The following is a 23003-nucleotide window of genomic DNA, read 5'->3' on the forward strand; positions in this document are numbered from 1 at the left end:
ATAAACAATACTTTAATATCATTTATTTTGATAAAGTAAATGTCTAGGCATAGCAAAAATTCTATTAGCTCGATCAGAAGCCACAAAACGCCAATGCCAAGGCTCAAAACTTACTCCTTGTAAGTTATTTGGGGGAAAGGATAGCTCAAAGCCATATTTATGGGCATTATTACTTAACCACTGATAAGCCTGTGTGGATTGAAATTGAGTTTTCAAATCAAGAGATGGTTGTTTTCCATCGCCTATATCTAAAGCATAACCTGTGTGATGTTCACTATGTCCCGGAGGTGCACTTAATTTTACTGCTTCTTCTTTACTACCTCGTTTTTGGATTTGTTTTTGGAATAATTGGGTTTGTGAAGAAATTGAACGAAATCCCGAAATTAAAATTAATTCAACTCCCTGAGTTTTCGCCGCCGCCTTCATCCGCAAAAATGCTTCCCCTGCTTCTCTGTCTAAATACTCTGTGCGATTATAATATTTTCCCATGTTCACTAATCGTGCTTGAGGGGCTTCTTGAAAGGGAAAATGACCAAAATAAGTAGAAGAAAGAAGATAATTAATCTTAGCTAATTCTTGATCCTCTATTTCGGGGGATTGTGAACTATTAACGGGATTATTTACCTTTTCTTGCTTAGTGGTGGGCAAAGTGGCAATGGTAGTATTATTCACGGTTGCGGGAGGGGTAATAGATGCAGTGGAGTTATTGGAAGTTGAGGAAGGGGTGACAGAAGTATTATCAACGGGTGTTTCTGGATTGTTGCGAGGAGAATTAGCAATAGTAAGAGGTGACTCGGTTGCCGTTTCGGGGGAATTCGTGGGGGTAATTTTAGTGACAGAGGGGGGGGGATTGTTAATATTAGTATTTTCCTTTTGAGAGGATTGAGGGAGATACCAGAAACCAAAAAGCCCACCTATAATAATTGAAGCGAGAAAAAAATTAACTATTTGAAAGTTAGACCCTAAAAATTGCCAAAATTTTTTCATATATACCCCATTTTCTCTAATAATTAACTAATTGTCCTGCCATCCACCCTGTTACCCCTGATGAAGGATGATAAACTTTATACCAAAGATAGCCTCCATTGTCATAACCACTATCTAAAATTTCAATGGATTCACCAGTGTATCCTTCTCCTACTACAGGATAACCTGTACCCGGTCCTGATCGAATATTTTTTGAGCCTGTACTACCCGTAATTGTTCCATAAGAACCATCGGTTAAACTGGACGGATTAACTACAACTGTACGAATTTGAGGTTGAGATTGTGCCTTTATTTCCGCTTGACGACGTAATTCCTCAGCTTTTGCTCTCTCCTTTTCTGCTTCTAATCTCATTTTCTCGGACTCTTGCCGTTTTAATTCTTCTTCTTCTCGTTTTGTCTGTTCCTCAGCTAGTCTTGCTTCTGTTTCCTCTTTCTCTTTTTCAATTTCTTCTAATCTTGCCTGAGTTTCCTTCATTTGTTGAACGACAAAAAACCCTCCTGATACCCCTAAAGCCACTAATAAAGCTGTTATTAATATGACTAGCAAATTATTTTTTTGAGGGGCAACAAGGGGTTGAGAAACTTGCGACACCTGTTGAGGCACACTAGCCATACTGTTGGGAATTAAGACTGTCGGTGCTAGATTAGGAGTACTAGATTTTTGTAAATCAATAGGATTTGGAGTTACTGCCATAGTTTGTCCTTGACTGAGATGCAAGGCTTCATACATTTCTTGGGCGGTAGGATACCTTTGAGCTAAATCAATTTTTGAGGCTTTTTCCAGTACTGTCTTCAAATTTAACGGTAAATTAGGAATATAGCTTTGCCAATCTAATTCCCCCGTAATGTTATTATTGGGCAGTTCTATAGGATATTTTCCTGTTAAGCTATAAATAATGGTTAAACTCAGGGCGTATAGGTCACTACTAAATACTGTCCTACCTGTGCTTTGTTCTGGTGGTATGAAGCCCCTTGTGCCGATAATTACTGAACTTACCGTCGAACCACTGCTTAATTGTACAGCCCCCATACTTTCTTTGACTGCACCAAAGTCAATTAAGACGGGTAATTTATCGCTGTCTCTAAGAATGATGTTTTCGGGTTTAATGTCACGGTGAATAATATTCTTGCCATGAACATATTTGAGAGTATTAAGCAGAGATGATAAAATTGATTCGCATTGATTGGGGTGAATTACTCCCAATTCCGCTAAACTTTTACCTTCAATATATTCTTGAACTAGATAAAATTCTTCATTTTCTCGAAAATAAGCGTATAAAGTGGGAATTTGTGGGCAATTTTGTCCTAATTCTTCTAATACTTTTGCTTCTTTTTCAAATAGTGTCTCAATAAATTCAAGAGAAATATTATTATGATGAACCGGCTTAAGTTTTTTGATAACTACTTGTCTAGCAGAAGGCATTTGTAAATCTTGAGCGAGAAATGTATCCCCAAAGCCACCACTGCCAAGGTTTTTAATGATTTTATATCTGGATGCGATCGCCTCTTCCATATAATTAACTTACAGCGTTACTAATGCTGAGTCCCCTTGTAGCTATTTTATAATAAAATAGTAATAAAAAATAACTTCCTATTTACTTATCTGTTACAATTTATTAAATTATCTACATTAGGAAAATTTTTCATAAGATACTATATTGTTACCAGTGCCTTAGCACTTCATTGCAAACTTTAATATAAACTAGCCTATAACCTTTTAGTTGTTTGTGAATATTAATCCACTATCCTCTTTAGGAAATTTAACTTGGACAAATAAAAATGATTTAGTTATTCTCGAATTTGAATTAGTTGCGGGAAAAGATTACTATCTCTGTTTCGACTACAGTAAAGGCTTACACGCTTGGTTTTTAGATCAAGTAAGGCAACTATCCTCTGATTTATCACAAAGACTTCACGACTATCCAGAAGAAAAAGCATTCAGCATTTCCCGTTTGCAAGGTAATTTAATAGAATCAGACGATAAAATTCTTCTCAAACAAAACTCTCTTTACACTTGGTATCTATCCATCTTCTCTCAAGAATTAATCCAATGGTTAAAAATTTGGTTTAATCAATTCCCCTCTCATTTGGGTTTATACCATGCACCTCTACAAATCCAAAAAGTCAAATTTTTTTCTCCCCCCACCACCTACGAAAATCTCTGGAAAGAAAAAATAGAAACTAATTTTTGTTTTACATTTCTCTCACCCACAAGTTTTCGCCGTAACAATCACCATTACCCCTTGCCTCATCCCCCCAATTTATTCCATAGTTATTTGCGACGTTGGAATCAATTTTCCCAAAAAGTATTTTCCCAAGATAGCTTTTTAGATTGGATAGATAAATTTGTCATCATCCGTAGGTATCATCTGGAATCAAAAAAAGTAGCAGGAGGAAAAAAAGGTAGTGTTACAGGCTTTATAGGTTCATTAGAGTTATATTTAGGTCATAAATATCAAGATTATCCCGAATTTACTCAACTTTACTCCGCTTTATGCAGATTTGCACCTTACTGCGGTACAGGCCATAAAACTACATTTGGTTTAGGACATACCAGATTAGAATGGGTTGATATTTATCAAAATAATAATAATAGTCTTGAAGATAAACTATCTCAAAGAATAGATGAATTAGTTGATATTTTTCTGAAAAAAAAGAATGGTAAAGGAGGTAATCGTACTAAAAATATTTGTCTTAATTACGCCAATATCATTGCTAGAAAAGAATTAAGACAATCATTAAAAGATATTGCCACAGAATTAGAAATGCCCTATGAAACAGTCAAAACTTACTCAAAAAGAGCAACAAAAATATTATCTTCTTCTCAATTAACCTAAATCCGAGATAAAGCTATAACGTAGATTACCAATATGATTCGCCACAATTTTGTAATCTATCTAAGATATGAATTTTTTCAGTGCGGATATTACCGTCTGGATATATATATTCCTCTTTAAACTCGAAACTGATTACTTTACCAGAATCATAGCCTGTGATTCTATCTATAAAGAAGGGAGCTCCCATATCATAGGGGCCTCCAGGATCAACTTCACAGCAGTTTGGGTGTTTGGCTAAAAATTCATCGAAGTTAGCATATCTGTTTTTTCGCTCCAAAATTTCAAAGTTAACATTATCTAAATAAGAGCTATTCCAAATATTAAAAAGGGATTCCATCAGTTCCCTATCACTGAGATACCTGAATTCTTTAAAGCAAAAGCCTGAATAATTTAGTGTAAAGAACACCGAAAGAATTATACCTAATGGCAAAGTCAGGATGGCTATTTCATAAAGGATTTTTTTCATACCTCATATCGATTTAATTTTGTGTTGGCAGTGCTAACATTATTGTTGAATTTTAATGAGCATACAATTCTCCCAGAATTATAATTAATTGTTATCAATTACTTAAATTTAACTTGTCTTTATTATATTTAGGTTAAAGTTAATTTAAGTTTATTTAATCGCCAACTATCCTGAATAAGCAAAAATTACTATCCGCATACTTGGTATAACAACTAACTGACCTTCTTTGTGACCTGTATAATAAGAGTTTGCTTCATTAGCTTCTTGGATAATTTTTTCAAACAAAGACTTATTCAAATCTTTTTGATTGACACACGATAAACCAAACCAAAAATTTTTATTATTCTTGTTTTCTTGAATTGGAGTTTTTCTCCAATCTTGATAAAAGTAATAAGGGGACTGCTTTTCCAATAATTCACTCCCTCTAGCTACTTTTAAATTTTTAAAAAAGTCTAACCCCTGCTTATTGATTTGCCCAATTGTATGTGGAGATATTTTGTAAATAGTAATACCGCAACCCTCCCCTAATCCTATTTTTTCATAAGTTGAAATAATTTTTGATACCCTTATTTCCTTAGGAAGAACTTTTTTAAGATCACGCTCTTTCTTTAGAACGGAAAAAATCCAAGTAAATACCAATACAGGCATTAAAAATAAAGCAATCATTTTAAGTTTCACTTCTTAGATCGAACCGTTTATATCTCAATATTTATTATGGAAACTATTTAGCATTAATAGACTTCTTCTTAGCCCACCATATAATTTTAGTGCTTGGTTAGTTTTGTTAACACTTGGTTCGATCTATTTAAACAACGAAAGTTAACCATTGCTGAGTTTTTGCACTCCAAACCACCGTAAATTTATCTTGATTAATCGTGCATAAAGCTGTGGCTTCTCCTTTTCTGTTGGTAAATTCTACTTCATAGAATTCATTTTCATAATCTTCAACTATTGTGCCTTGTTCTCCTTTTCTTAGACTATATTGAGCAATATCTACTAATAGTTCGATCGCATCTAATAATTCAGGTTTATTCATCTTTTCTATAATTTGGTCATTTATAAACATCTCCTCTTGAACCAATTGTTGTAATAACATATAAATTATTATCAATATCTTCTATAAATAAAATACGATATTTCCCCACTCTTAAACGAAATTCTAAACGTCCTTTTAACTTTTTAATATCAAGATTAGTAGAATTATTAACCAAATTATCTAACTTGAATAATTCTTATTTGTTCATTTTTTGGTAATTTTAATAAAAATTTTTCTGCATTTTTAAGTAAAGTATAATCAAACATTTTCTGCGATTAATAATTTTTTCTTTAAATCTTGGGAATTTATACCTTTATCTTTTACTGTAATATATTCTCGCCATGCTTGTTCACTTTCGGCAATTTCTTCAGCTAAAATAATTTCTTCACTATCTTCAGTTTCTATATATTTACTAAGAGAATTTTTTAAGGTATTAAACAGTTTAAATTGTTCAGTAATAGGCATTTTCTGCACTTCTTTTAAAATTTCTGGATAGGCACTCATTTTTATTGTAACTCCTGTATTTTTACATCAAAAAAGGTGGGTATTACCCCACCCTATAATTTTAGCGCTTGGTTAGTTTAGTTAACACTTGGTTCGATCGCACCACAAAGTCTGTCATACCCTGTGCGTCAAAAGCCCGTTGTGCCATCAAAGCTAAATCATAGATATATTGGACACATGAGGTTAACCATTTCCTGATTAGAAGACTCTCCTCCTGCTTGAATAATTAAGCCTTTACTGAGTTGATAAATATTTTCAATCAAAGGATGTGAGATGTTAATTACTAACATATATTCATATCAGGAGACTTCATTTCCGTCTGTTGCATCATCCGTCCATAGTTCAACTAAAGTTTGGATTGCTTCACTGTCTTTAGTAAGCCCTCTTAATCCTTGTGAGCGGGTGACAATCCAGACGGCAAGAAGGTCATTGTCTAGTTTTAATGTTGCAACACACAGAGATGAAGGTTGCCCATTTTCCTCATTTGGGCAAACTCGTTGGGGTTGTCCAATCTCTAACTCAAGTTCTCGCACAAGTTCTCCGGCACTTTTTTTGGTATTGCCAATCCAGCTAATATCAGCATATTTTAGATAATCAGAGTTCATTAAGGTGAAACTGCGTAAATACTCTCCAAAAACGGGAGAGCCTCTATTAAGGCAAATTTCCTTAGCCCATTGCTGGGAAAGCATTGGACATAATTCTGGCATGGAAATGTAGGTATCAGTTTGTGCATCTTGAAGATAAGAATAATCATTGACAGAAATATCAAGAGCTTTTACGGAAATTGGTATTGGCTGTTTCTCACGAATCTCATCTAAGGAAAGATTGCAAAATTCATCAGACTTGTTCTCGCAAAGAACAGCCGCCTTGGAGCGTGGAAAATTGATCGAGGCGATCGCAACAAGAGGAATCCGAACGATTCTTCTGCCAATAGAAAAATTAGCATCAGTCGCCAATAATTCAACAGAAGGTGGAGGCTCGTGAACAGTCCTAGTATTGCAAGACAGAAAGATACTAGCTATCCCTAGCCATAGGACAATTTGAATATATTTTCTCATGGCTTCTTATTTTGAATTTTCACTGTATGGTAAAATAACGATAGCTGGTTTATAAAAAATTTTTTCACACCTTAACTAACCTGAGTTCGGGATAAATTTTCATCTATGAATGATGGAGAAAAAAAGGCAAAAGGCAAAAGGCAAGAGGCAAGAGGCAAACCCCCCTTATATCCCCCCTCGAGAGGGAGGAGGGCAAAGGAAAAATTAAGAATTAGGAATTAAAAACCCCGAACACTCATTATTTGTTACTCATTACTTTCTCTCAACACCTGCAACCTGCAACCTGAAACCTGACACCTACCCTTATCCAATATTCTTAAACCGAACTGAGGTTAACTAATTTAATTTTTTGTTGCCAATGCTAACATTATTTTTGAATTTTAAAATAAGTATTTGCTTAGTTATAATTAAAGTATCAAACAAAGTAAAAATGAGAGAATAATAGACATCTCCAATAATAGACATTTTAAGGGCTGAAGCCCTTACTACGAGCCAACGAAAAATAATTTATGGAGAGGTCTAATGGAAACAGCAACTTTAAAAGAAATGATCAAAGAAAGTATTAGGGAAGTATTGCACGAAGAACGTTTATCTTTAATACAATCTTTGATACCTCCTGTGAATGATGAAGAAATGAAGGAAATTGAAGGAAAATTTGGTCATCCCCATAACTATAATGAGGCTAATTTTGTTGAGATGAATGATTGGTTAAATGATTAAACTAAAATTTAGTAAAAGTGCGGTTAAATTTATTAATAATTTATCTGAAAAAGACCAATTAAAAATGGCTCTATCACTTCTCGTCGTGTAAATTATTAGTGTTTGGTAGGCAAGAGGCAAGAGGCAATAGACAATAGGAGATTATTAAATAATAATTTATAAACTTTTATTTTTTATTTTACTATAAAAACTATTCAATAAAGGTTATGGAAGTTATTTTTTATTAATTTATCATAACCACTGTAGAAGAACCTTAAAAATTAAGCAAAAACTAAAATATTTAGTAGAAAAAATTAATGAAGATAATAATATTCCTTTTCAGGAATTAAATATAAAAACTTTAACAGGTAATTGGAAAGGTTATTTAAGATTAAGGATAGGAAAAATTAGGATTATTTTTAGGATAAATTCCATAGATAATGAATTATTAATATATGAAATAGATGATCGAAGAAGTATTTATAAAAAATGACAATTTTATCTCAACTTTAATATTTTTACATCAAAAAAGGTGGGTATTAGCCCACCATATAATTTTAGCGCTTGGTTAGTTTAGTTAACACTTGGTTCGATCGCACCACAAAGTCTGTCATACCCTGTGCGTCAAAAGCCCGTTGTGCCATCAAAGCTAAATCATAGACATATTGACACATGAGGTTAACCATTTCCTGATTAGAAGACTCTCCTCCTGCCTGAATAATTGAGGATTTACTGAGTTGATAGATATTTTCAATCAAAGGATGTGAGATGTTAATTACTAACATATGTTCATCAGGAAACTGCATTTCCCTTTGTTGCATCATTGCCGTCATCTCTTGGAAACGACGCATAGCTTCAGGTAACAACACCATTGCGGGGGGAGTTTCTTCCTGTTTTTCTGCTTTCAGTGACTGAGTTTTGATATTCACCTTTGGCTTATTAATTGCCTTCTCGAATATTTCCTTGATTTCATCGGCACGGGTTTTATTGGTTTGAGGATTGACGATTTCTCCTGCTTTATCTTCTTCTACCAAGTTAGAGTCTAATTCTGAGTCAACCCGGGAAAATTTAACATCAGTGTATTCTCTCTCAAGGAAGGGAATAAAGTAGTTATTATCGATGAAAGAATCCATGTATAACACTTCAATCCCTTGATTTTTATACAAATCAATATAGGTGCTTTGGGTTTGAGCGTTAGTAGTGTAGAAGACTCGATTTTCGTGTTTGGCTTTGTTTCTCTCTAAATATTCTTTGAGGGTAGTGTAAGGATAGCTTTCATCGGTTTTAACATCTGACCAAGCATCATCATCTCCAGATTGTACCTCAACTTTGGCTTTTTCTTCCCCTTGATTTGCCTCATAGGTAGTGCGGAAAATAATTAAGTCTTCTACTTGTTTCTTGAATTTATCATCTCTTAATGCACCATATTTGACAAAAGTGCCGACATCTTCCCAACAACGGATATATTCACCCTTGTTATCATTATATAAAGACTTGAGGCGATCGCCGATTTTTTTAGTAATAAAGTCTGCAATACGTCTAACAGTACGATGATTAGTTAAGGCACTGCGAGAAACGTTTAAGGGAATATCAGGGCTATCAATGACACCACGCAAAGGCATCAAAAACTCTGGAATAATCTCCTCACAATGATCACTAACAAATACTTGATTACAGAATAACTTAATTTGTCCTTTAGTGACATCAACATCGGGTTTCAATTTGGGGAAATATAGGATACCATTGAGTAAAAATGGATAATCCGTGCTTAAATGTACCCAGAGTAAAGGATCTTCTTGAAAAGGATAGAGATAACGATAAAATTCTAAGTAGTCGTCATCGGTCAAATCTTGAGGGGATTCTTTCCATAAAGCCTTTTGACGGTTGATGGTTTCCCCGTTCATTTTAATGGCTACAGGTACAAAATCAGAGTATTTTTTGATTAAACCTTTGATTCTTGCTTCCTCTAAATACTCCGTTTCCTCATCCATGATGGTAAGGGTAATGGTTGTACCGGGGGTTGTAAGACTAGAATCACTCAATTGAAATTCAGGTGAACCATCACAAGTCCAGTGTACCGCAGTAGAACCATCACGATAAGATAAAGTATCGATTTCTACCTGTTTAGCTACCATAAAAGCAGAGTAAAAACCCAAACCAAAATGCCCAATTAAATCATTAGCGGTTTTACCATATTTAGTGATAAAATCTTCCGCACTAGAAAAGGCAACTTGGTTGATATATTTTTTAACTTCTTCTACTGTCATACCGATACCATTATCGCTAATGGCAAGGGTTTTTTTCTCCTTATCAATAGTAATTGAAATTTCGGGTTCAGGCAATTCTTGACTAAATTCCCCTGCTAAAGATGCCATTTTTGCTTTAGAAATCGCATCCACAGAGTTGGAAATTAATTCTCTTAAAAAGATTTCGTGATCAGTATAAAGGGATTTTTTGATGATGGGAAATATATTCTCGGTATGAATCGTAATATTTCCTTTTTCCAAGATAGTAGTCATAAGCAGTTAGTTTAAGTGTGACAGTGAAATTATATAAACAGTAAAAATTGATGGGATATAGTTGTTATCCCTACTATATAGGTCATCATGTCACAAAAGATTTAATGCGATCAAGATGTGGTTTACCGAATCGAACATCACAACAAACTCACCATAAATTTTCATCTATGAGTGATGGTGAAAAGGGCAATTTAATGAATAGTGAATAGTTGATAATTAAGAATTGAGAATAAAAAACTCCGAACCCCGAACTTATCTACCCCTCATCCCCCTATCCCCAACACCTGCAACCTGACACCTACCCTTATCCAATATTCTTAAAACGAACTGAAGTTATTTATTTTATATTTAATTTATAAGGGAGAATGCTATAAATTTGATGAGGATTTTTTAAAATTTCTCTTAATTGTAACTCTGTATTTTCTTCCCAAATCATTTTCAATAAAGTTTCTTTATCGGTTAGATTGGAATTGAGTTTTGCTCCACTTAATTGGTTAATTAACTCAACCTGCCAACTTCTTTTTTCAGGATAACTTATAAGCTGATAATTATTATTTAATTCTAATTTTTCGTTTAAATATTCTAAGGATTTATCTAAACCACCAATTTCGTCTATTAAACCAATTTTTTGAGCGGCTTGTCCAGACCAAACTCTTCCTTGAGCAATTTCTACAACTTTTTCCATAGGTAGATTTCTTGCTTTAGAAACTCTTTCTAAAAACAAGTCATAAACTTGATCAACTCCTTGTTGAATAACACTTAATTCTGCGTCGGTTTTCGGTGCAAAACCATTACCTAAATCGGCAAATTTATTAGTTTTTACTACTTCATTATTAATGCCATTATTTTGGGCTATATCTTCTACATTAAATATTAAGCCAAATACACCGATCGAACCTGTAATAGTATTATTACTAGCAAATACTTTTTCTCCTGCGGTAGAAATCCAATACCCTCCCGATGCGGCAACATCGCCCATGGATACCACCACTGGTTTTTCTTTGGCGGTTAGCTGTAATTCTCGTAAAATTAACTCAGATGCGATCGCACTTCCACCGGGGCTATTAATTCTAACAATGACCCCTTTTATATCATCATTTTGTCTAATTTTTCTAATTTCTGCCACATAGCGATTACCCCCAACTTCTCCGATTCTGCCTTCTCCATCAACAATTGTTCCTTCTACATAAAGAATTGCAATTTGATTACTACTGCTAGTTTCTTCAGGATTGGCAGTAATATAATCTTTAATGGATATTTTACGAAAATTGTCTTCGTTTTCGCTATTAGTAATAGTTTTTAATTGGCTAATAATTTCATCCTCATATTTAATTTGATCAATTATTTTTAAATTCTTCGCTTCTGAGGCTTGTAAAATACCTTTATTATCTGCAATATTATTAATTTCTCCTGCTTTTAAATCTCGATTATTAGTTACATTTTCTATATAAGAATTCCATAAATCATCAATTAAATCTTGAGTTTGTAACTTGCTTTCTGGACTATAATTATCAAGAATAAAAGGCTCGACTGCTGATTTATATTTACCGACTCTAACCACTTGAACACCTATACCATATTTTTCTAAAGCAGAGGCAAAAAACAGTTGAGAGGAAGCTAAACCATTCATTTCCATTCCGCCCATAGGATTTAAAATAATTTCATCAGCAATGGATGTGATAAAGTAGTCTTGCTCTCCAGCAGAAACATTATAAGCAATAATTTTTTTACCACTAGCTTTAAATTTTTCTAGGGCATCATTTATTTCCGTTAAACTAGCATATCCTGTAATAAGATTTCCTCGACTACCGTCTAAATATAAAACGGAAATTCTTTTATCTTCTGCGGCTTTATTGATAGCATAAGTAATATCTCTTAAGGTTAAATTCTCGGTGTTATTTCCTCCTAACAAAGAATTAAGATCACTTTCTCTTTGATAATCGCTAATTTGACTATTTAAGTTAAAAACTAAGGCAGATTGATTCTCAATTTTTGGAGTGCTACTCATGGATAGTAAAACCACTATGAGAATGAATAATCCTCCTGAGCTTAATAAAGCTAATAATGATAAACTGGCTAAACTTCCTAAAAAACTGGCAAGGGTTTGCTGTAAAAATTTTTTCATTTTAAATGATTGAAGATTGATATATATTAATTCTTGGTTTTATCTCATCATAATTAATAATCGTAGAGTCAGTCAAAATTTAATACCTCTGGAAAAGATAATTAACATTAATTTTTAACGTTTTTGATTAAGTATAAAATCCTGAATATTTTGGTTAATTGCCTGACAAATTTGGTCTAATGGTAAGTCGTTTCTATCTCTACCAAAAGGATTTTCAATTTCAAGGGCGATCGCTTCTATACCATAAACAATATAACTAACAATGGAAACAAAAGGAATAGTCCACCACTCTATTTGATCTACTAACTGAAATGGTAATACTAAACAATAAATTAAAAGTAATTGTTTTAAGTGAATACTATAGGAATTAGGGATAGGAGTTTTTAAAATTCTTTCACATCCGCCCACCATATCCATAAGTTGATTAATCAATTGTTGCATATTAGTTAATTGATATTCATTTAGATGTTTTTTTTGATATTCTTGCTGTAAATATTCTCCCAAATAGGCGGCAATTTGTAGCGGTAAATGTTGACTTGTTTGTAAGTGATGGTAATAGTAAGCAGATAACAAAGGGCGCATTTCTTCACTTATTCCCTCTGATCTTAAATGATTTTTAGTTGCGATCGCAAATACTGTCAATAAATTTAAAGCATTAATTTTATGCTCTTGATCTTGAGGTGTTTCTTCTTTAATATTAACCCATATTTGCCAAGTTAAATTACGTAAATGATTAACAATTCCCCCCCATAATTTTCGCCCTTCCCAAAAACGTTCATTAGCAGAATTAGTACGAAAAACTAATAATAAACCTAAGACAATAGTGGGTATCAAACTACTTAGAATCGGTTGTTGAACAGGAAAACCAACACTATGCAGTAAACAAATAACAAAGGAAAAAATAGCAAAAAAAAGAGCCTTTTCCCAAACATCTGGAAAAACAGAATATTTAACCCTAAATGCTTCCCTAAACCAAGGTTTTCGTTTAATAATAACAAGGGTATTAATTTTCATCTATATCTTTCCGTCCTTTGCATCCAGTTATTGTTAAACAACACCATAATTTTACCTGAGTTGGGAGTTTTTACAATTTGGGGTTGGGGTGTTAGCGGGATGAGGAGTTCGGGTTTATTAATTATTAATTATTAATTATCAACTATTCACTATTCACTATTCACTACTCGCTTTTGCCCTTTGCCTTTTTTGCTTTACCTTTACTTATATTGAACCTGAAACCTGCAGCTTGTCACCTGAAGCCTACCTTCGCTGACAATGCCAAATAAATGCGCAACTTTAGAACATAACCTAAAGGCGCCCCTTCTCAGAGAAAGAACGCCCAAAATTGACTAATATTTAGTTGTAACATTATTTATTCATAAATTATCTTAACTTAAAGTGCTACTGCTGCGATCGTAGCTACGAGCAAAATTGGATAAAGGAGCAGATTTCAAATTTTCATAATATTCGGTGTTATTTACATCCATGCCGATTTCACCAGCAACTCTACCTAACATAGATTGTTGACGATTTCTAATCATTTTATCGTGACGCATCATTAAAGCACGAGATTTTTGATTGGTGTTCATAGTCTTATCTCCTTATGAGGATTTATTGCTTACATACACCATGATAATAAATTTCTGTATAAATTGCTACCAAATACGCAAAAAGTTAAAAAACTTAACAAAAAATTGAAGAAATAGAAAATCAAGTAAAAGGGGAAGATTTTTGAGTAAATTTATTCGAGGGGGAAGAAATTAAGATAAACTAAAAATACATCTTGAGATGAATATTTTTCCATTAACTCAGCAGAGAAACCAGTGTGAATGAGCGTTATCTATTGTCTCAACCCCGATTGCGAAAATCCAGTCAACGATACCAAAACCAGAAAGTGTCGTAGTTGTCAGTCTAATTTAATCCTGAATAAACGCTATGTTGCCATCAAAAAAATAGGCAGAGGCGGTTTTGGTACGACTTATCTGGCGGTGGATATGGGACGGAAAAACACTTATTGCGTCATTAAACAACTTGAACTCGCTAAGGAAAATCCAGAAGCCTACCGTACAGCTTTAGACTTATTTAATCGGGAAGCAAAAACACTGGCAAAGTTAAATCATCCTCAAATTCCGAAACTATTGGATTATTTTGAAGAGAATAACCAATTTTACTTGATTCAAGATTTTGTATTAGGAAAAAATTTAGAGCGAGAAATCAAAAAAGGGGGAATATATCCCGAAACTACGGCAAAAAAATTTCTTCGCCAAATGTTGCCTGTATTGCAATATATACATTCAGAAAAAGTAATTCATCGAGATATAAAACCGGGGAATATTCTTCGTGAGAAAAAGACAAATAATTTATTTTTAATTGATTTTGGAGCGGTAAAAGAACAGGTTAACACTCAGTTAATGAGTCAAAATCCTGAAAGTGCCTTTACGAAAATATCTGTTGGTACAATGGGATTTGCTCCTCCTGAACAGTTGGCGATGCGTCCTGTATATTCTAGTGATATTTACGCTTTGGGGGCAACTTGTATATTTTTGTTGACAGGAAAAGCACCCAAGGATTTATGCGACAATGTGACGGGGGAGTTGGCATGGGAAAGACATACGGCAGTTAGTTCCAATTTTGCCAAGGTGTTGAATAAAATGCTAGAGTTAGACGTGCGTAAGCGTTACAGTTCCGCAGACGATGTTATTAAGGCTTTAGAGCTAGTTCCCTATGAAGAAGAATTGGCTGGTAGCATGGTCAATTTAAGTGTCAGCAAAGAGGTAAGTAGTGATGATGATGAGGATATGACTGTTACTAATTCTACTTCTCAAAATCTTGCTGATGCCATTAGAAAACGCCGGGAAAAGTTACAACAAGCTGGAGGCAATACACCAGCAAAAGCAAAGGTTAATATAAGTGCTATTCCTCCCACTCAACCGAAAGCACAACTAACTCCTGATGCCATTATGGAATATTATCGTCAGGGCGATCGCAATTTTAGTCAACAGAGTTTGAATGGATTTGATTTGGAGGGCTTTAAATTAGCGGGGGCTAGTTTTTCTCAAAGTAAACTAATTGGTGTAAATTTACAAAAAGCAAATCTTTATCGCACTAATTTTTATAATGCCAATTTAGCCCAAGCCAACTTAAAAGAAGCGGATTTAAGACGAGCGGAGTTATATAAGGCTAATTTGAAAAATGCGGATTTACAGGGTGCTAATTTAACGGCGGCGAATCTAACCAGTGCGTTGCTGAAAGATTGTAATTTAGCGGGGGCTAATTTGAAAGGGGCAAAAGTGGATGATGAGCAGTTAAAAATGGCAAAAACCAGTTGGCGCACTATTTTTCCTGATGGTAAGAGAAGATGGTGGTAATTTAATCTCAGTTAAGGTTAGGTGTCAGGTTGTAGGTTGCAGGTGTTAGGGATAGGAGGATGAGGGAAGAGGGGGAAGTAGGGGCGAATGGCCATTCGCCCGTACAGGGTTTCAGGTTTTAGGTTTGAGAAGAAAGAAAAGAGAAAGGGAAGAAGGAGTTAAGAATTAACTACTTTTAGTGTTTGTAAGCTCGAATCACTAGCTCCCGTAATTGTACCACCATGATTGATAATATTTTGGAGAGATGCGATCGCATCTTGGGTGATTAATTCTCCTGCCATGATGACGGGGATACCGGGGGGATAAGGACAAATTGTTTCCCCACTAATATGGTTAATAGCTTGACTTTGCCCTAGAGTTATTGTCTCAGCATAAAATGCCTGACGAGGGGTTATTTTTAGTTTAGGAGTGGGGAAATTTGTGATAAAAATATCATTTTGGTTTACTTTTTTACGGTATTTTTCTAACTTGGTTAAACCCTCAATTAACTTATTTATATCATCAAGATTATTCCCAATGGAAATAATAAAAGTTAAGGTTTTTAATGATGGTAACTCACAAGTAACATTGAGTTGAGTGTTTAAAATTTCATCAGCTTCATACCCTGTTAAACCCAATTTAGATACATTTATTGTCAATCTTGTCAAATCTAAATTATTAAAACTATCTTTTTTTTGTTCAAAATTTAATACTGATAAATAATCTAATTTACTCAGTTTTTCCCTTGCTATTAAGGCTAAATCTAAAGTATTTCTTAATAACGATTCTCCCTCTGTTGCCATTTGTTGTCGTGCTGAGTCCAAGGAAGCTAATAGTAAATAATTCGGGCTAGAAGATTGAACCATTTGTAAAGCTCGACTAATTTTTTCAGAAGAAACTAGACTACCTTGTAAATGCAACATAGAAGCCTGAGTCATTGCCCCTAAAACTTTATGAGTTGACTGAATAACCACATCTGCCTCTGCTTCTAGTGCTGACATAGGTAAATCTGAATGAAAGTGAAAATGTCCGCCATGAGCTTCATCAACAATCAAAGGAATGTTATAGTTATGCAAACAATAGGCTATTTCTCTCACATTTGCACAGATGCCGTGATAAGTGGGAGAAACTAAAAGTACTGCTTTAACTCTGGAATTGTTGTCTAAGGCTTTAATTATTTGTGTGGTAGAGAGATTATAAAATAAATCAAAATCTCGATCGTACTCAGGATTAATAAAAATGGGTTCTGCCCCAGACAAGATTAAACCAAAAATAGCTGATTGGTGAACATTACGAGGCAAAATTATTTTATCCCCCTCTGAACAAGTCGCCAAAATAGAGGCAATTATTCCCGATGTCGAACCGTTGGCTAAAAACCAAGTATATTCTGCCCCAAAAGCATGACTAGCTAAGTCTTGAGCTTCTTTTATAACTCCTTCTGGATTGAATAAATTATCTAATTCTGGCAACTCTGGTAAATCTGCTTTAAATACGTTTTCTCCTAATAATGCTTTAAAATGTGAGTTAATACCTCTACCCTTTTTGTGTCCGGGGGCATAAAATGGTGCTTCTTGTTTAAAAGCTAATTTACTTAGTTGAGTTAAAAGAGGAGTATTTTTTTGAGAAAAAGACATATAATATTTTCTGAGTTTAGCAAAATTTATGAATAACAATAAACTTAAGATTTAGAATTGATATAAAAGAATAATTTTTATTTTTTTTCTTAATCAAAATTTTCGATAAATATACTTAGTTTTAGCCTTTAATCGGGATCCTTTCTCAGAAAAGAATTAATTTTATAGTTGACATTTGAGAGAGAGATTTCTATACTTTCTTCATCATAATGGTAAAGTAAAATTACCTTTAATTCATGAAATAAAAGGTCAAGGGTTTCAAGTATAGCCTTTTTAGGCATTCTTAATCTTGATGGTGGTTGAAAGCTACTTTCAAAATGACCTTTGCCCTTTGTCCTTTATTCTTTTTAACTCACTTATAGCTGTGATTTATCTGAGGCTTAATTAATCAAATCCCGTGTCTATTTTTAATCAAAATTATCTGCGTTCAGAAACTAATAATAATCTGTACTCAAATGGGAAATATACTCCTGTGGTTGCGTTAAAAGAGTTAGTGGCAAGTTTACAAAGAGAACAAAACAAGATACAAAATCTTTTAAGTTCATTGAGTTTTGCCTTACGTAGCTTCAATAATCTCAATCAATTTTTAGAGTTAACCCCTTTAATGGTTGCGAGAGTTACAGATGCGGATGGTGGTGCTTTAATACTCTATCGTCAGCAAGAAATTAGTTTAGAACAAATTTACTGTCATAATAATCGTTGGCGGGAGGAAATTACTTTTTCTTTTCAAGAGTTGGTGCAGGAGATAAATACTTATTCTCAAACTTGTCAGCACGATCCTAGTTTATGTCCTGAAATAGAGTGTTTTTCGGATTTTGTTGAGTCTCAGGTACAATCACGATTTTCTCCTTTATTTCCTATTTTTAGCACTCCTATTATTGTTAAAAATGTGGAAAGAGGACGTTTTTATGTTTTTAGTCAAGATTCCGAATATGTATGGACTCAAACTCGCCGTAAGTTAGCCCAGTTAGTGGCAGATCAAACCGCAGTTGCGATCGCAAATCATGAATTAACCGTCGAATTAAGATCAAAAGAAAGACAGGATCGAGAATTAGAGATTGCCTCAGAAATCCAACTTAGATTACTACCAAGAAAATGTCCCACGATTAAAGGGTTAGAGGTAGCGGCTAAGTGTCAAACAGCCAACCGTGTGGGAGGAGATTATTACGACTTTATCCCTGTTAATTATGATCAATGGGATGAAAATAATGCCACTAACAAGAATGCTCCTTGTGAGCCTTGGAGTATCGTTATTGGGGATGTGATGGGTAAAGGTGTCCCCGCAGGATTAATTATGACTATGACAAGGGGAATGTTAAGGGCAGAGGTTTTAAACCGCCATTCTCCTTCAAGGGTGCTAGAGCATTTGAATAGGGTAATGTATCCCGATTTAGAAAATTCCCATCGCTTTGTTACACTCTTTTATTCTGAATATGATCCTCAAACTCATCTTTTACGCTATGCCAATGCCGCTCATAATCCCCCTCTGTTATGGAGAGAAGGTAAGAGTAATCTGATTCCTTTGGATACAGAAGGTATGCTTATAGGATTAGAACCTAATTCTCATTATCAAGATGATTGTTTACAGTTACAACCTAATGATACTATTTTGTACTATACCGATGGGTTAACAGATGCGGTGAATCAAAATAATCAAAGATTTGAAGAGGAAAACTTGATTAAGTGTTTTCGTTATGGTTGTGAAAACTACAACACTGCGGAGGAAATTTTAAATTACATATTAAAAACTATCGAGAATTTTATTGGGATAGGTAATCGTAATAGTGACGATATAACTTTAGTGGTGGTTAAATTTAATCCTGATCATTCTTTTACTTGTCAGTGTAGCGATTAAGAGAAGGATACAGAGGGGTTTATCTTTTTCCTTTTCCCCTAGTAAAACCAGAAAAATTTATTTTGAACTCAAATCGATTATTTTTGATATGAATGTTATTTTAATTAGTGGTGCAAGTCGTGGTATCGGTAGAAGTATTGCGGAAAAATTATTACAAGATGGTTATTACCTTAGTTTAGGGGTGAGAGAGCCAAACTATTTTCAAAACACGGTATTTGCTAATCATGAGCGAGTTTTAATTCAACCCTATGAGGCAAAAGATAAACAATCTCCCATTGATTGGGTAAAAGCGACTATCGATAAATTTGGTAGGTTGGATGGGCTGATTAATTGTGCTGGTATTTTAGAGAGAATACAATTTGAGGATGATAATGAAGAAGGACTCGATCGCCTCTTTGAAGTAAACGTGAAAGCTCCTTGGCGATTAACTAGAGAGGCTTTTCCTTATCTCAAACAATCGGGAAAAGGTAGAATTATTAATCTTGTCTCCATGTCGGGCAAAAGAGTTAAAGGTACATTAGCAGGTTATTCTATGAGTAAATTTGCATTTTTGGCACTAAGTCAAAGTATGCGTAATGCAGGTTGGGAAGATGGCATTAGGGTAACGGCGATTTGTCCTAGTTTTGTTAATACAGACATGGCAAAAGGAGTCAAATTAGATTCAGAAACTATTACTCAACCAGAAGATGTTGCCGATATTGTCAAAACAATTTTAAAGTTACCAAATACTGCTTATGTTGGTGAAGTATTGATTAATTTTGCGTTGGAAAAATAAGGAATAAATAGATATAAGGGCAAGGGGCAAACCCCCCTTTATCCCCCCTCGAGAGGGGGGAGGGCAAAGGTGTTGGGGTGAATAGTTGATAATTAATAAATAATTAAAAACTTCTAATCCCTAACTCAGGTTAAGTTAATTGGATGGTTTCTAAACACCATGATTTATCCTCGGAAATTTTTAGTAAAAGTTGATGATACTGCTTTAAACTATCTCGATGTCCAACACTGACAAAAGTAGTGTGAGTGTCAAGGAGGTGTTGATATAAAAATGTTTCATTATTGGTGTCTAAGGCACTCGTAGCTTCATCTAAAATGGCATATTGAGGTTTGTTGACCAAAATTCGGGCAAAGGCAACTCTCTGTTGCTCTCCGAGGGACAAAACTTCTCCCCAGTCTTTTTCTACTTCAAAACCGCCAAATTGTTCGGCTAAGTCTTTTAAGTTAACTAATTCGAGAACTTTTTGTAATTCTTCTTCGGAAATATCAAGATTGGTGGCGGGATATATTAATTGTTGTCTTAGTGTGCCAATAATCATGTAAGGACGTTGGGGAAGAAAGAGAATCTTGTTTAACTCTGGGCGTATAATCGCTCCTGTGCCTGAGTTCCATAAACCTGCGATCGCTCTTAGGAGTGAGCTTTTACCGCAACCACTCGCCCCCATAATTAATAATCCTTGACCTGTGGATAATTGAAAACTGATATTTTCTATCAAAGTATTGTGATAATTAGGAGTTTGTAAAGTTAAGTTTTTTATTTCTAAATTATCATTTTCAATGGTGTCAATAATTCTTTTTGTCGAAGATGTTTTGGTTAATAATGGTTCTTTTTTAGAAATAGATAAAAATTCATCTAGTCCTGATAAACGATCAATTCCTGCCGCAAAATTAGTCAAAGATTGAAAACGACTAACAATAATATTTAATGAGAAAAATACCCGTGCAAATGCTCCTGTTGCTTCACTGACTTTCCCTACTTCTAAATTGCCAGATAAAACACTAGGTGCAACGACAATCGCCGGAATAACATAGGGTAAAAACTCAAAAGTATTGACAAATAAACCGAGATATAATTCTTGCCAAACAATAAGGCTATTAAAATTATTAAATAAGTCTGTAAAGAGATTACTTAAATTATTTTGCTCTTGGTCTTCTCCTCTATAAAAAGCAATAGATTCTGCATTTTCTCTTACTCTTATTAAGCCAAAACGAAAGTTTGCTTCTTTTTGCAGTTGAGCGAAGTTAAGATTTACTAATTTTTTCCCAAATACTCCCGTCGTAATTAAAGTACCTGCGATCGCATAAAATAATAGAAAAATTACTAATTTTTGAGAGATAGACCACAAAACTGCACTAAAGGCAATTACCTGTAAAATTGATTGAACAATTACTAATAAAAACAGTAAAGAATCTTGAGTAAAACTTCTAATATCTTCAGAAATTCTTTGATCTGGGTTATCAATTTCTTTGTTTCTAACGGCTAATTGATAAAAATGTCTTTGCTGAAAATACTTATTTAAAAAATTATTTGTTAACCATCTACGCCAGTATAAACCCAATTTACTTTGAGTATAAGAAAAACCTGCAAATAAGGGAACATAAATAATTAAAATTAAGAGAAATTTCCCCACAGTTTGCCAAAAAGCGGTTTCATCTTTTGCCGCTAGAGTAGAAATTAATCCTCCTTGAGATTCGTTTAGTAAAACACTCAGTTGAGTATAAGCTATGAGTAATACGCCTAAAATAAATAGTAGTGTTAAAGCTCCTTTTTTTTCTGAACCAAGCCAATATAATTTTGCGATCGCCCAAAACTTACGAAAAACAACGAAATTAAAACCTTTCATAGATTCTGTGATGATTGAAGTTAAATTATTGCTACTGAATCTTCAATTATCTCTCTTAATTCCTAATTCCTAACAAAGAATTTTCGGTGTTGGTGAGTTAATCTATGATTTTTAGTTCTTATCGAGAATGGTAAATGGGCAAGGGGTAAAAGGCAAACCCCTCTGTGTCTCCCCTTAAAAGAAACCCCCCTTTATCCTCCCTCGAGAGGGGGGAGGGCAAAAGTGTTTAATTAACACTAATCCTAACACCCTAATACCCTAACAACTACAATCTGAACTCCGAACTTAGATCTCAATTCATGTCTAATACCACTCGATAACGGGCTTTTCCCGCTCTCAAATGTTCCATTGCTTCATTCACTTCCTTGAGGGGAAAATGTTGTGTGATGGGCTTTATATTATGTCTTTGACAAAACTCCAACATTTGTGCGATCGCATTTGGACTACCTACAGGGGAAGCAGAAACGGATTTTTGTCGTGAAAGCAAAGAAGAAACACTGAGGTTTAAGGGTTCAAGAACCACCCCTAAAAGATGAAGACGACCTTTTGGCTTTAGTAAACTTAAATATGTACTCCAATCAAGTTCAACATTAACAGTAGAGAGAATCAAATCAAAGCTATTTTCTGCCGACTTTAATTCCTCTGAATCCCTAGAGTTAAGAGTTTTATTTGCCCCCATTTTTAAGGCTTCTTCTATTTTTGACTCACTAGAAGTAAAAGCAGTTACTTCACATCCCCAAGCCTGAAGAATCTGCACTGCAATATGACCTAAACCACCTATGCCAATCACTCCCACTTTAGCCGTTGGCAAAATATTAAATTGAATTAAAGGATTAAAAACCGTTATGCCACCACAAAGCAATGGTCCTGCAGTACGCATATCCACAGAATCGGGTAACTTAACCACACTAGGAACTTTTGCCCTAACTATATCGGCGAATCCTCCATGTCTGCCCACGATAGTAGCTTGAGCAGAATAACACATATTATGATTACCAGTTAAACATTGATCACAATGTAAGCAATATGCCGAGTGCCATCCCAAGCCGACGCGATCGCCTTCTTTTAAGTGAACTACATCTTGTCCCACAGCCAAAACAGTACCAACAATTTCATGACCCGGTACAAAAGGATACTGAGTAACACCCCAAGCATTTTCGAGCAAACTTAAGTCACTGTGACAAATACCGCAATGTTGTACTTGAATATCAACTTCATAAGCACCGATGGGAGGTAATTGATATTGAAAAGGCTTGAGTAACCCTCCTGTTTCATGGGCGGCGTAGGCATTTACAATTGTCATAACAAAAATTATCGTAAT

Annotated in this window: 22 protein-coding genes; 6 read left to right on the plus strand and 16 right to left on the minus strand. The window is 34.4% G+C overall.

Going from position 1 to position 23003, the window contains the following annotated elements:
- Positions 1-18: 18 nt before the first annotated feature.
- Positions 19-987, minus strand: coding sequence for a D-alanyl-D-alanine carboxypeptidase family protein (locus CYAN10605_RS19225; RefSeq protein ID WP_015220882.1), 969 nt, complete (start codon positions 985-987; stop codon positions 19-21).
- A gap of 16 nt (positions 988-1003) precedes the next feature.
- The gene (locus CYAN10605_RS15465) at positions 1004-2500 is read right to left on the minus strand and encodes a protein kinase domain-containing protein (RefSeq protein ID WP_015220883.1); all 1497 of its coding nucleotides are present in this window, start codon (positions 2498-2500) and stop codon (positions 1004-1006) included.
- A gap of 214 nt (positions 2501-2714) precedes the next feature.
- Here CYAN10605_RS15465 and cas6 point away from each other — a divergent pair, with 214 nt between their 5' ends.
- Positions 2715-3824: a CRISPR-associated endoribonuclease Cas6 gene (gene cas6 / locus CYAN10605_RS15470; protein ID WP_015220884.1), complete on the plus strand. Its 1110-nt coding sequence runs from the start codon at positions 2715-2717 to the stop codon at positions 3822-3824.
- A gap of 25 nt (positions 3825-3849) precedes the next feature.
- Here cas6 and CYAN10605_RS15475 read toward each other — a convergent pair whose 3' ends face one another.
- The 7 genes from CYAN10605_RS15475 to CYAN10605_RS15500 form a co-directional block, all read right to left on the minus strand.
- Complete coding sequence (locus tag CYAN10605_RS15475; RefSeq protein ID WP_150108964.1) at positions 3850-4290, minus strand: hypothetical protein; 441 nt, start codon at positions 4288-4290, stop codon at positions 3850-3852.
- Positions 4291-4455: 165 nt separating this feature from the next.
- A complete protein-coding gene (locus CYAN10605_RS15480; RefSeq protein WP_015220886.1) occupies positions 4456-4956 on the minus strand; it encodes a hypothetical protein in 501 nt (166 codons plus the stop codon).
- 139 nt (positions 4957-5095) lie between these two features.
- Positions 5096-5326 carry a DUF4926 domain-containing protein gene (locus CYAN10605_RS15485; protein WP_041922950.1) on the minus strand — a complete coding sequence of 77 codons (231 nt, stop codon included), beginning with the start codon at positions 5324-5326 and terminating at the stop codon, positions 5096-5098.
- Positions 5327-5342: 16 nt separating this feature from the next.
- Positions 5343-5501 (minus strand): type II toxin-antitoxin system RelE family toxin, encoded by a 159-nt coding sequence (locus CYAN10605_RS19230; protein WP_241212774.1) that lies wholly within the window; start codon positions 5499-5501, stop codon positions 5343-5345.
- 83 nt (positions 5502-5584) lie between these two features.
- Positions 5585-5830: a hypothetical protein gene (locus CYAN10605_RS15495; RefSeq protein ID WP_015220888.1), complete on the minus strand. Its 246-nt coding sequence runs from the start codon at positions 5828-5830 to the stop codon at positions 5585-5587.
- Positions 5831-5988: 158 nt separating this feature from the next.
- Positions 5989-6120 (minus strand): hypothetical protein, encoded by a 132-nt coding sequence (locus CYAN10605_RS19490; RefSeq protein ID WP_277422486.1) that lies wholly within the window; start codon positions 6118-6120, stop codon positions 5989-5991.
- A gap of 9 nt (positions 6121-6129) precedes the next feature.
- Complete coding sequence (locus CYAN10605_RS15500) at positions 6130-6888, minus strand: hypothetical protein (RefSeq protein ID WP_015220889.1); 759 nt, start codon at positions 6886-6888, stop codon at positions 6130-6132.
- Positions 6889-7410: 522 nt separating this feature from the next.
- Here CYAN10605_RS15500 and CYAN10605_RS15505 point away from each other — a divergent pair.
- Complete coding sequence (locus CYAN10605_RS15505; protein WP_015220890.1) at positions 7411-7608, plus strand: hypothetical protein; 198 nt, start codon at positions 7411-7413, stop codon at positions 7606-7608.
- A gap of 536 nt (positions 7609-8144) precedes the next feature.
- Here the strand turns inward: CYAN10605_RS15505 and htpG are convergent.
- A complete protein-coding gene (gene htpG, locus CYAN10605_RS15510; RefSeq protein ID WP_015220891.1) occupies positions 8145-10106 on the minus strand; it encodes a molecular chaperone HtpG in 1962 nt (653 codons plus the stop codon).
- Between the two features lie 50 nt (positions 10107-10156).
- Here htpG and CYAN10605_RS18935 point away from each other — a divergent pair, with 50 nt between their 5' ends.
- On the plus strand, positions 10157-10315 hold the full coding sequence (locus CYAN10605_RS18935; RefSeq protein ID WP_015220892.1) for a hypothetical protein: 159 nt from the start codon (positions 10157-10159) through the stop codon (positions 10313-10315).
- 128 nt (positions 10316-10443) lie between these two features.
- Here CYAN10605_RS18935 and sppA read toward each other — a convergent pair whose 3' ends face one another.
- The 3 genes from sppA to gifA all read right to left on the minus strand — a co-directional run bounded on the left by sppA (position 10444) and on the right by gifA (position 13817).
- Positions 10444-12231 carry a signal peptide peptidase SppA gene (sppA, locus tag CYAN10605_RS15515; protein ID WP_015220893.1) on the minus strand — a complete coding sequence of 596 codons (1788 nt, stop codon included), beginning with the start codon at positions 12229-12231 and terminating at the stop codon, positions 10444-10446.
- Positions 12232-12345: 114 nt separating this feature from the next.
- On the minus strand, positions 12346-13245 hold the full coding sequence (locus CYAN10605_RS15520) for a bestrophin family protein (RefSeq protein ID WP_015220894.1): 900 nt from the start codon (positions 13243-13245) through the stop codon (positions 12346-12348).
- A gap of 371 nt (positions 13246-13616) precedes the next feature.
- Complete coding sequence (gene gifA / locus CYAN10605_RS15525) at positions 13617-13817, minus strand: glutamine synthetase inactivation factor IF7A (protein WP_015220895.1); 201 nt, start codon at positions 13815-13817, stop codon at positions 13617-13619.
- A gap of 240 nt (positions 13818-14057) precedes the next feature.
- Here gifA and CYAN10605_RS15530 point away from each other — a divergent pair, with 240 nt between their 5' ends.
- The gene (locus tag CYAN10605_RS15530; protein WP_015220896.1) at positions 14058-15596 is read left to right on the plus strand and encodes a serine/threonine-protein kinase; all 1539 of its coding nucleotides are present in this window, start codon (positions 14058-14060) and stop codon (positions 15594-15596) included.
- Between the two features lie 158 nt (positions 15597-15754).
- On the opposite strand, the gene CYAN10605_RS15535 is transcribed toward CYAN10605_RS15530, so the two are convergent.
- Positions 15755-17209 carry an aminotransferase class I/II-fold pyridoxal phosphate-dependent enzyme gene (locus tag CYAN10605_RS15535; RefSeq protein WP_041922552.1) on the minus strand — a complete coding sequence of 485 codons (1455 nt, stop codon included), beginning with the start codon at positions 17207-17209 and terminating at the stop codon, positions 15755-15757.
- Positions 17210-17606: 397 nt separating this feature from the next.
- Between CYAN10605_RS15535 and CYAN10605_RS15540 the strand changes: the two genes are divergently transcribed.
- Positions 17607-19064 carry a GAF domain-containing SpoIIE family protein phosphatase gene (locus tag CYAN10605_RS15540; protein ID WP_015220898.1) on the plus strand — a complete coding sequence of 486 codons (1458 nt, stop codon included), beginning with the start codon at positions 17607-17609 and terminating at the stop codon, positions 19062-19064.
- Between the two features lie 88 nt (positions 19065-19152).
- On the plus strand, positions 19153-19839 hold the full coding sequence (locus CYAN10605_RS15545) for an SDR family NAD(P)-dependent oxidoreductase (protein WP_015220899.1): 687 nt from the start codon (positions 19153-19155) through the stop codon (positions 19837-19839).
- 130 nt (positions 19840-19969) lie between these two features.
- Here CYAN10605_RS15545 and CYAN10605_RS15550 read toward each other — a convergent pair whose 3' ends face one another.
- Entirely contained in the window at positions 19970-21682 is a 1713-nt protein-coding gene (locus CYAN10605_RS15550) for an ABC transporter ATP-binding protein/permease (protein WP_015220900.1), read from the minus strand.
- A 292-nt stretch (positions 21683-21974) separates the two neighbouring features.
- Positions 21975-22979 (minus strand): NADPH-dependent aldehyde reductase Ahr, encoded by a 1005-nt coding sequence (gene ahr, locus CYAN10605_RS15555; protein ID WP_041922951.1) that lies wholly within the window; start codon positions 22977-22979, stop codon positions 21975-21977.
- Positions 22980-23003 lie beyond the last annotated feature (24 nt).

The sequence above is a fragment of the Cyanobacterium aponinum PCC 10605 genome (assembly GCF_000317675.1).
Taxonomy (GTDB): domain Bacteria; phylum Cyanobacteriota; class Cyanobacteriia; order Cyanobacteriales; family Cyanobacteriaceae; genus PCC-10605.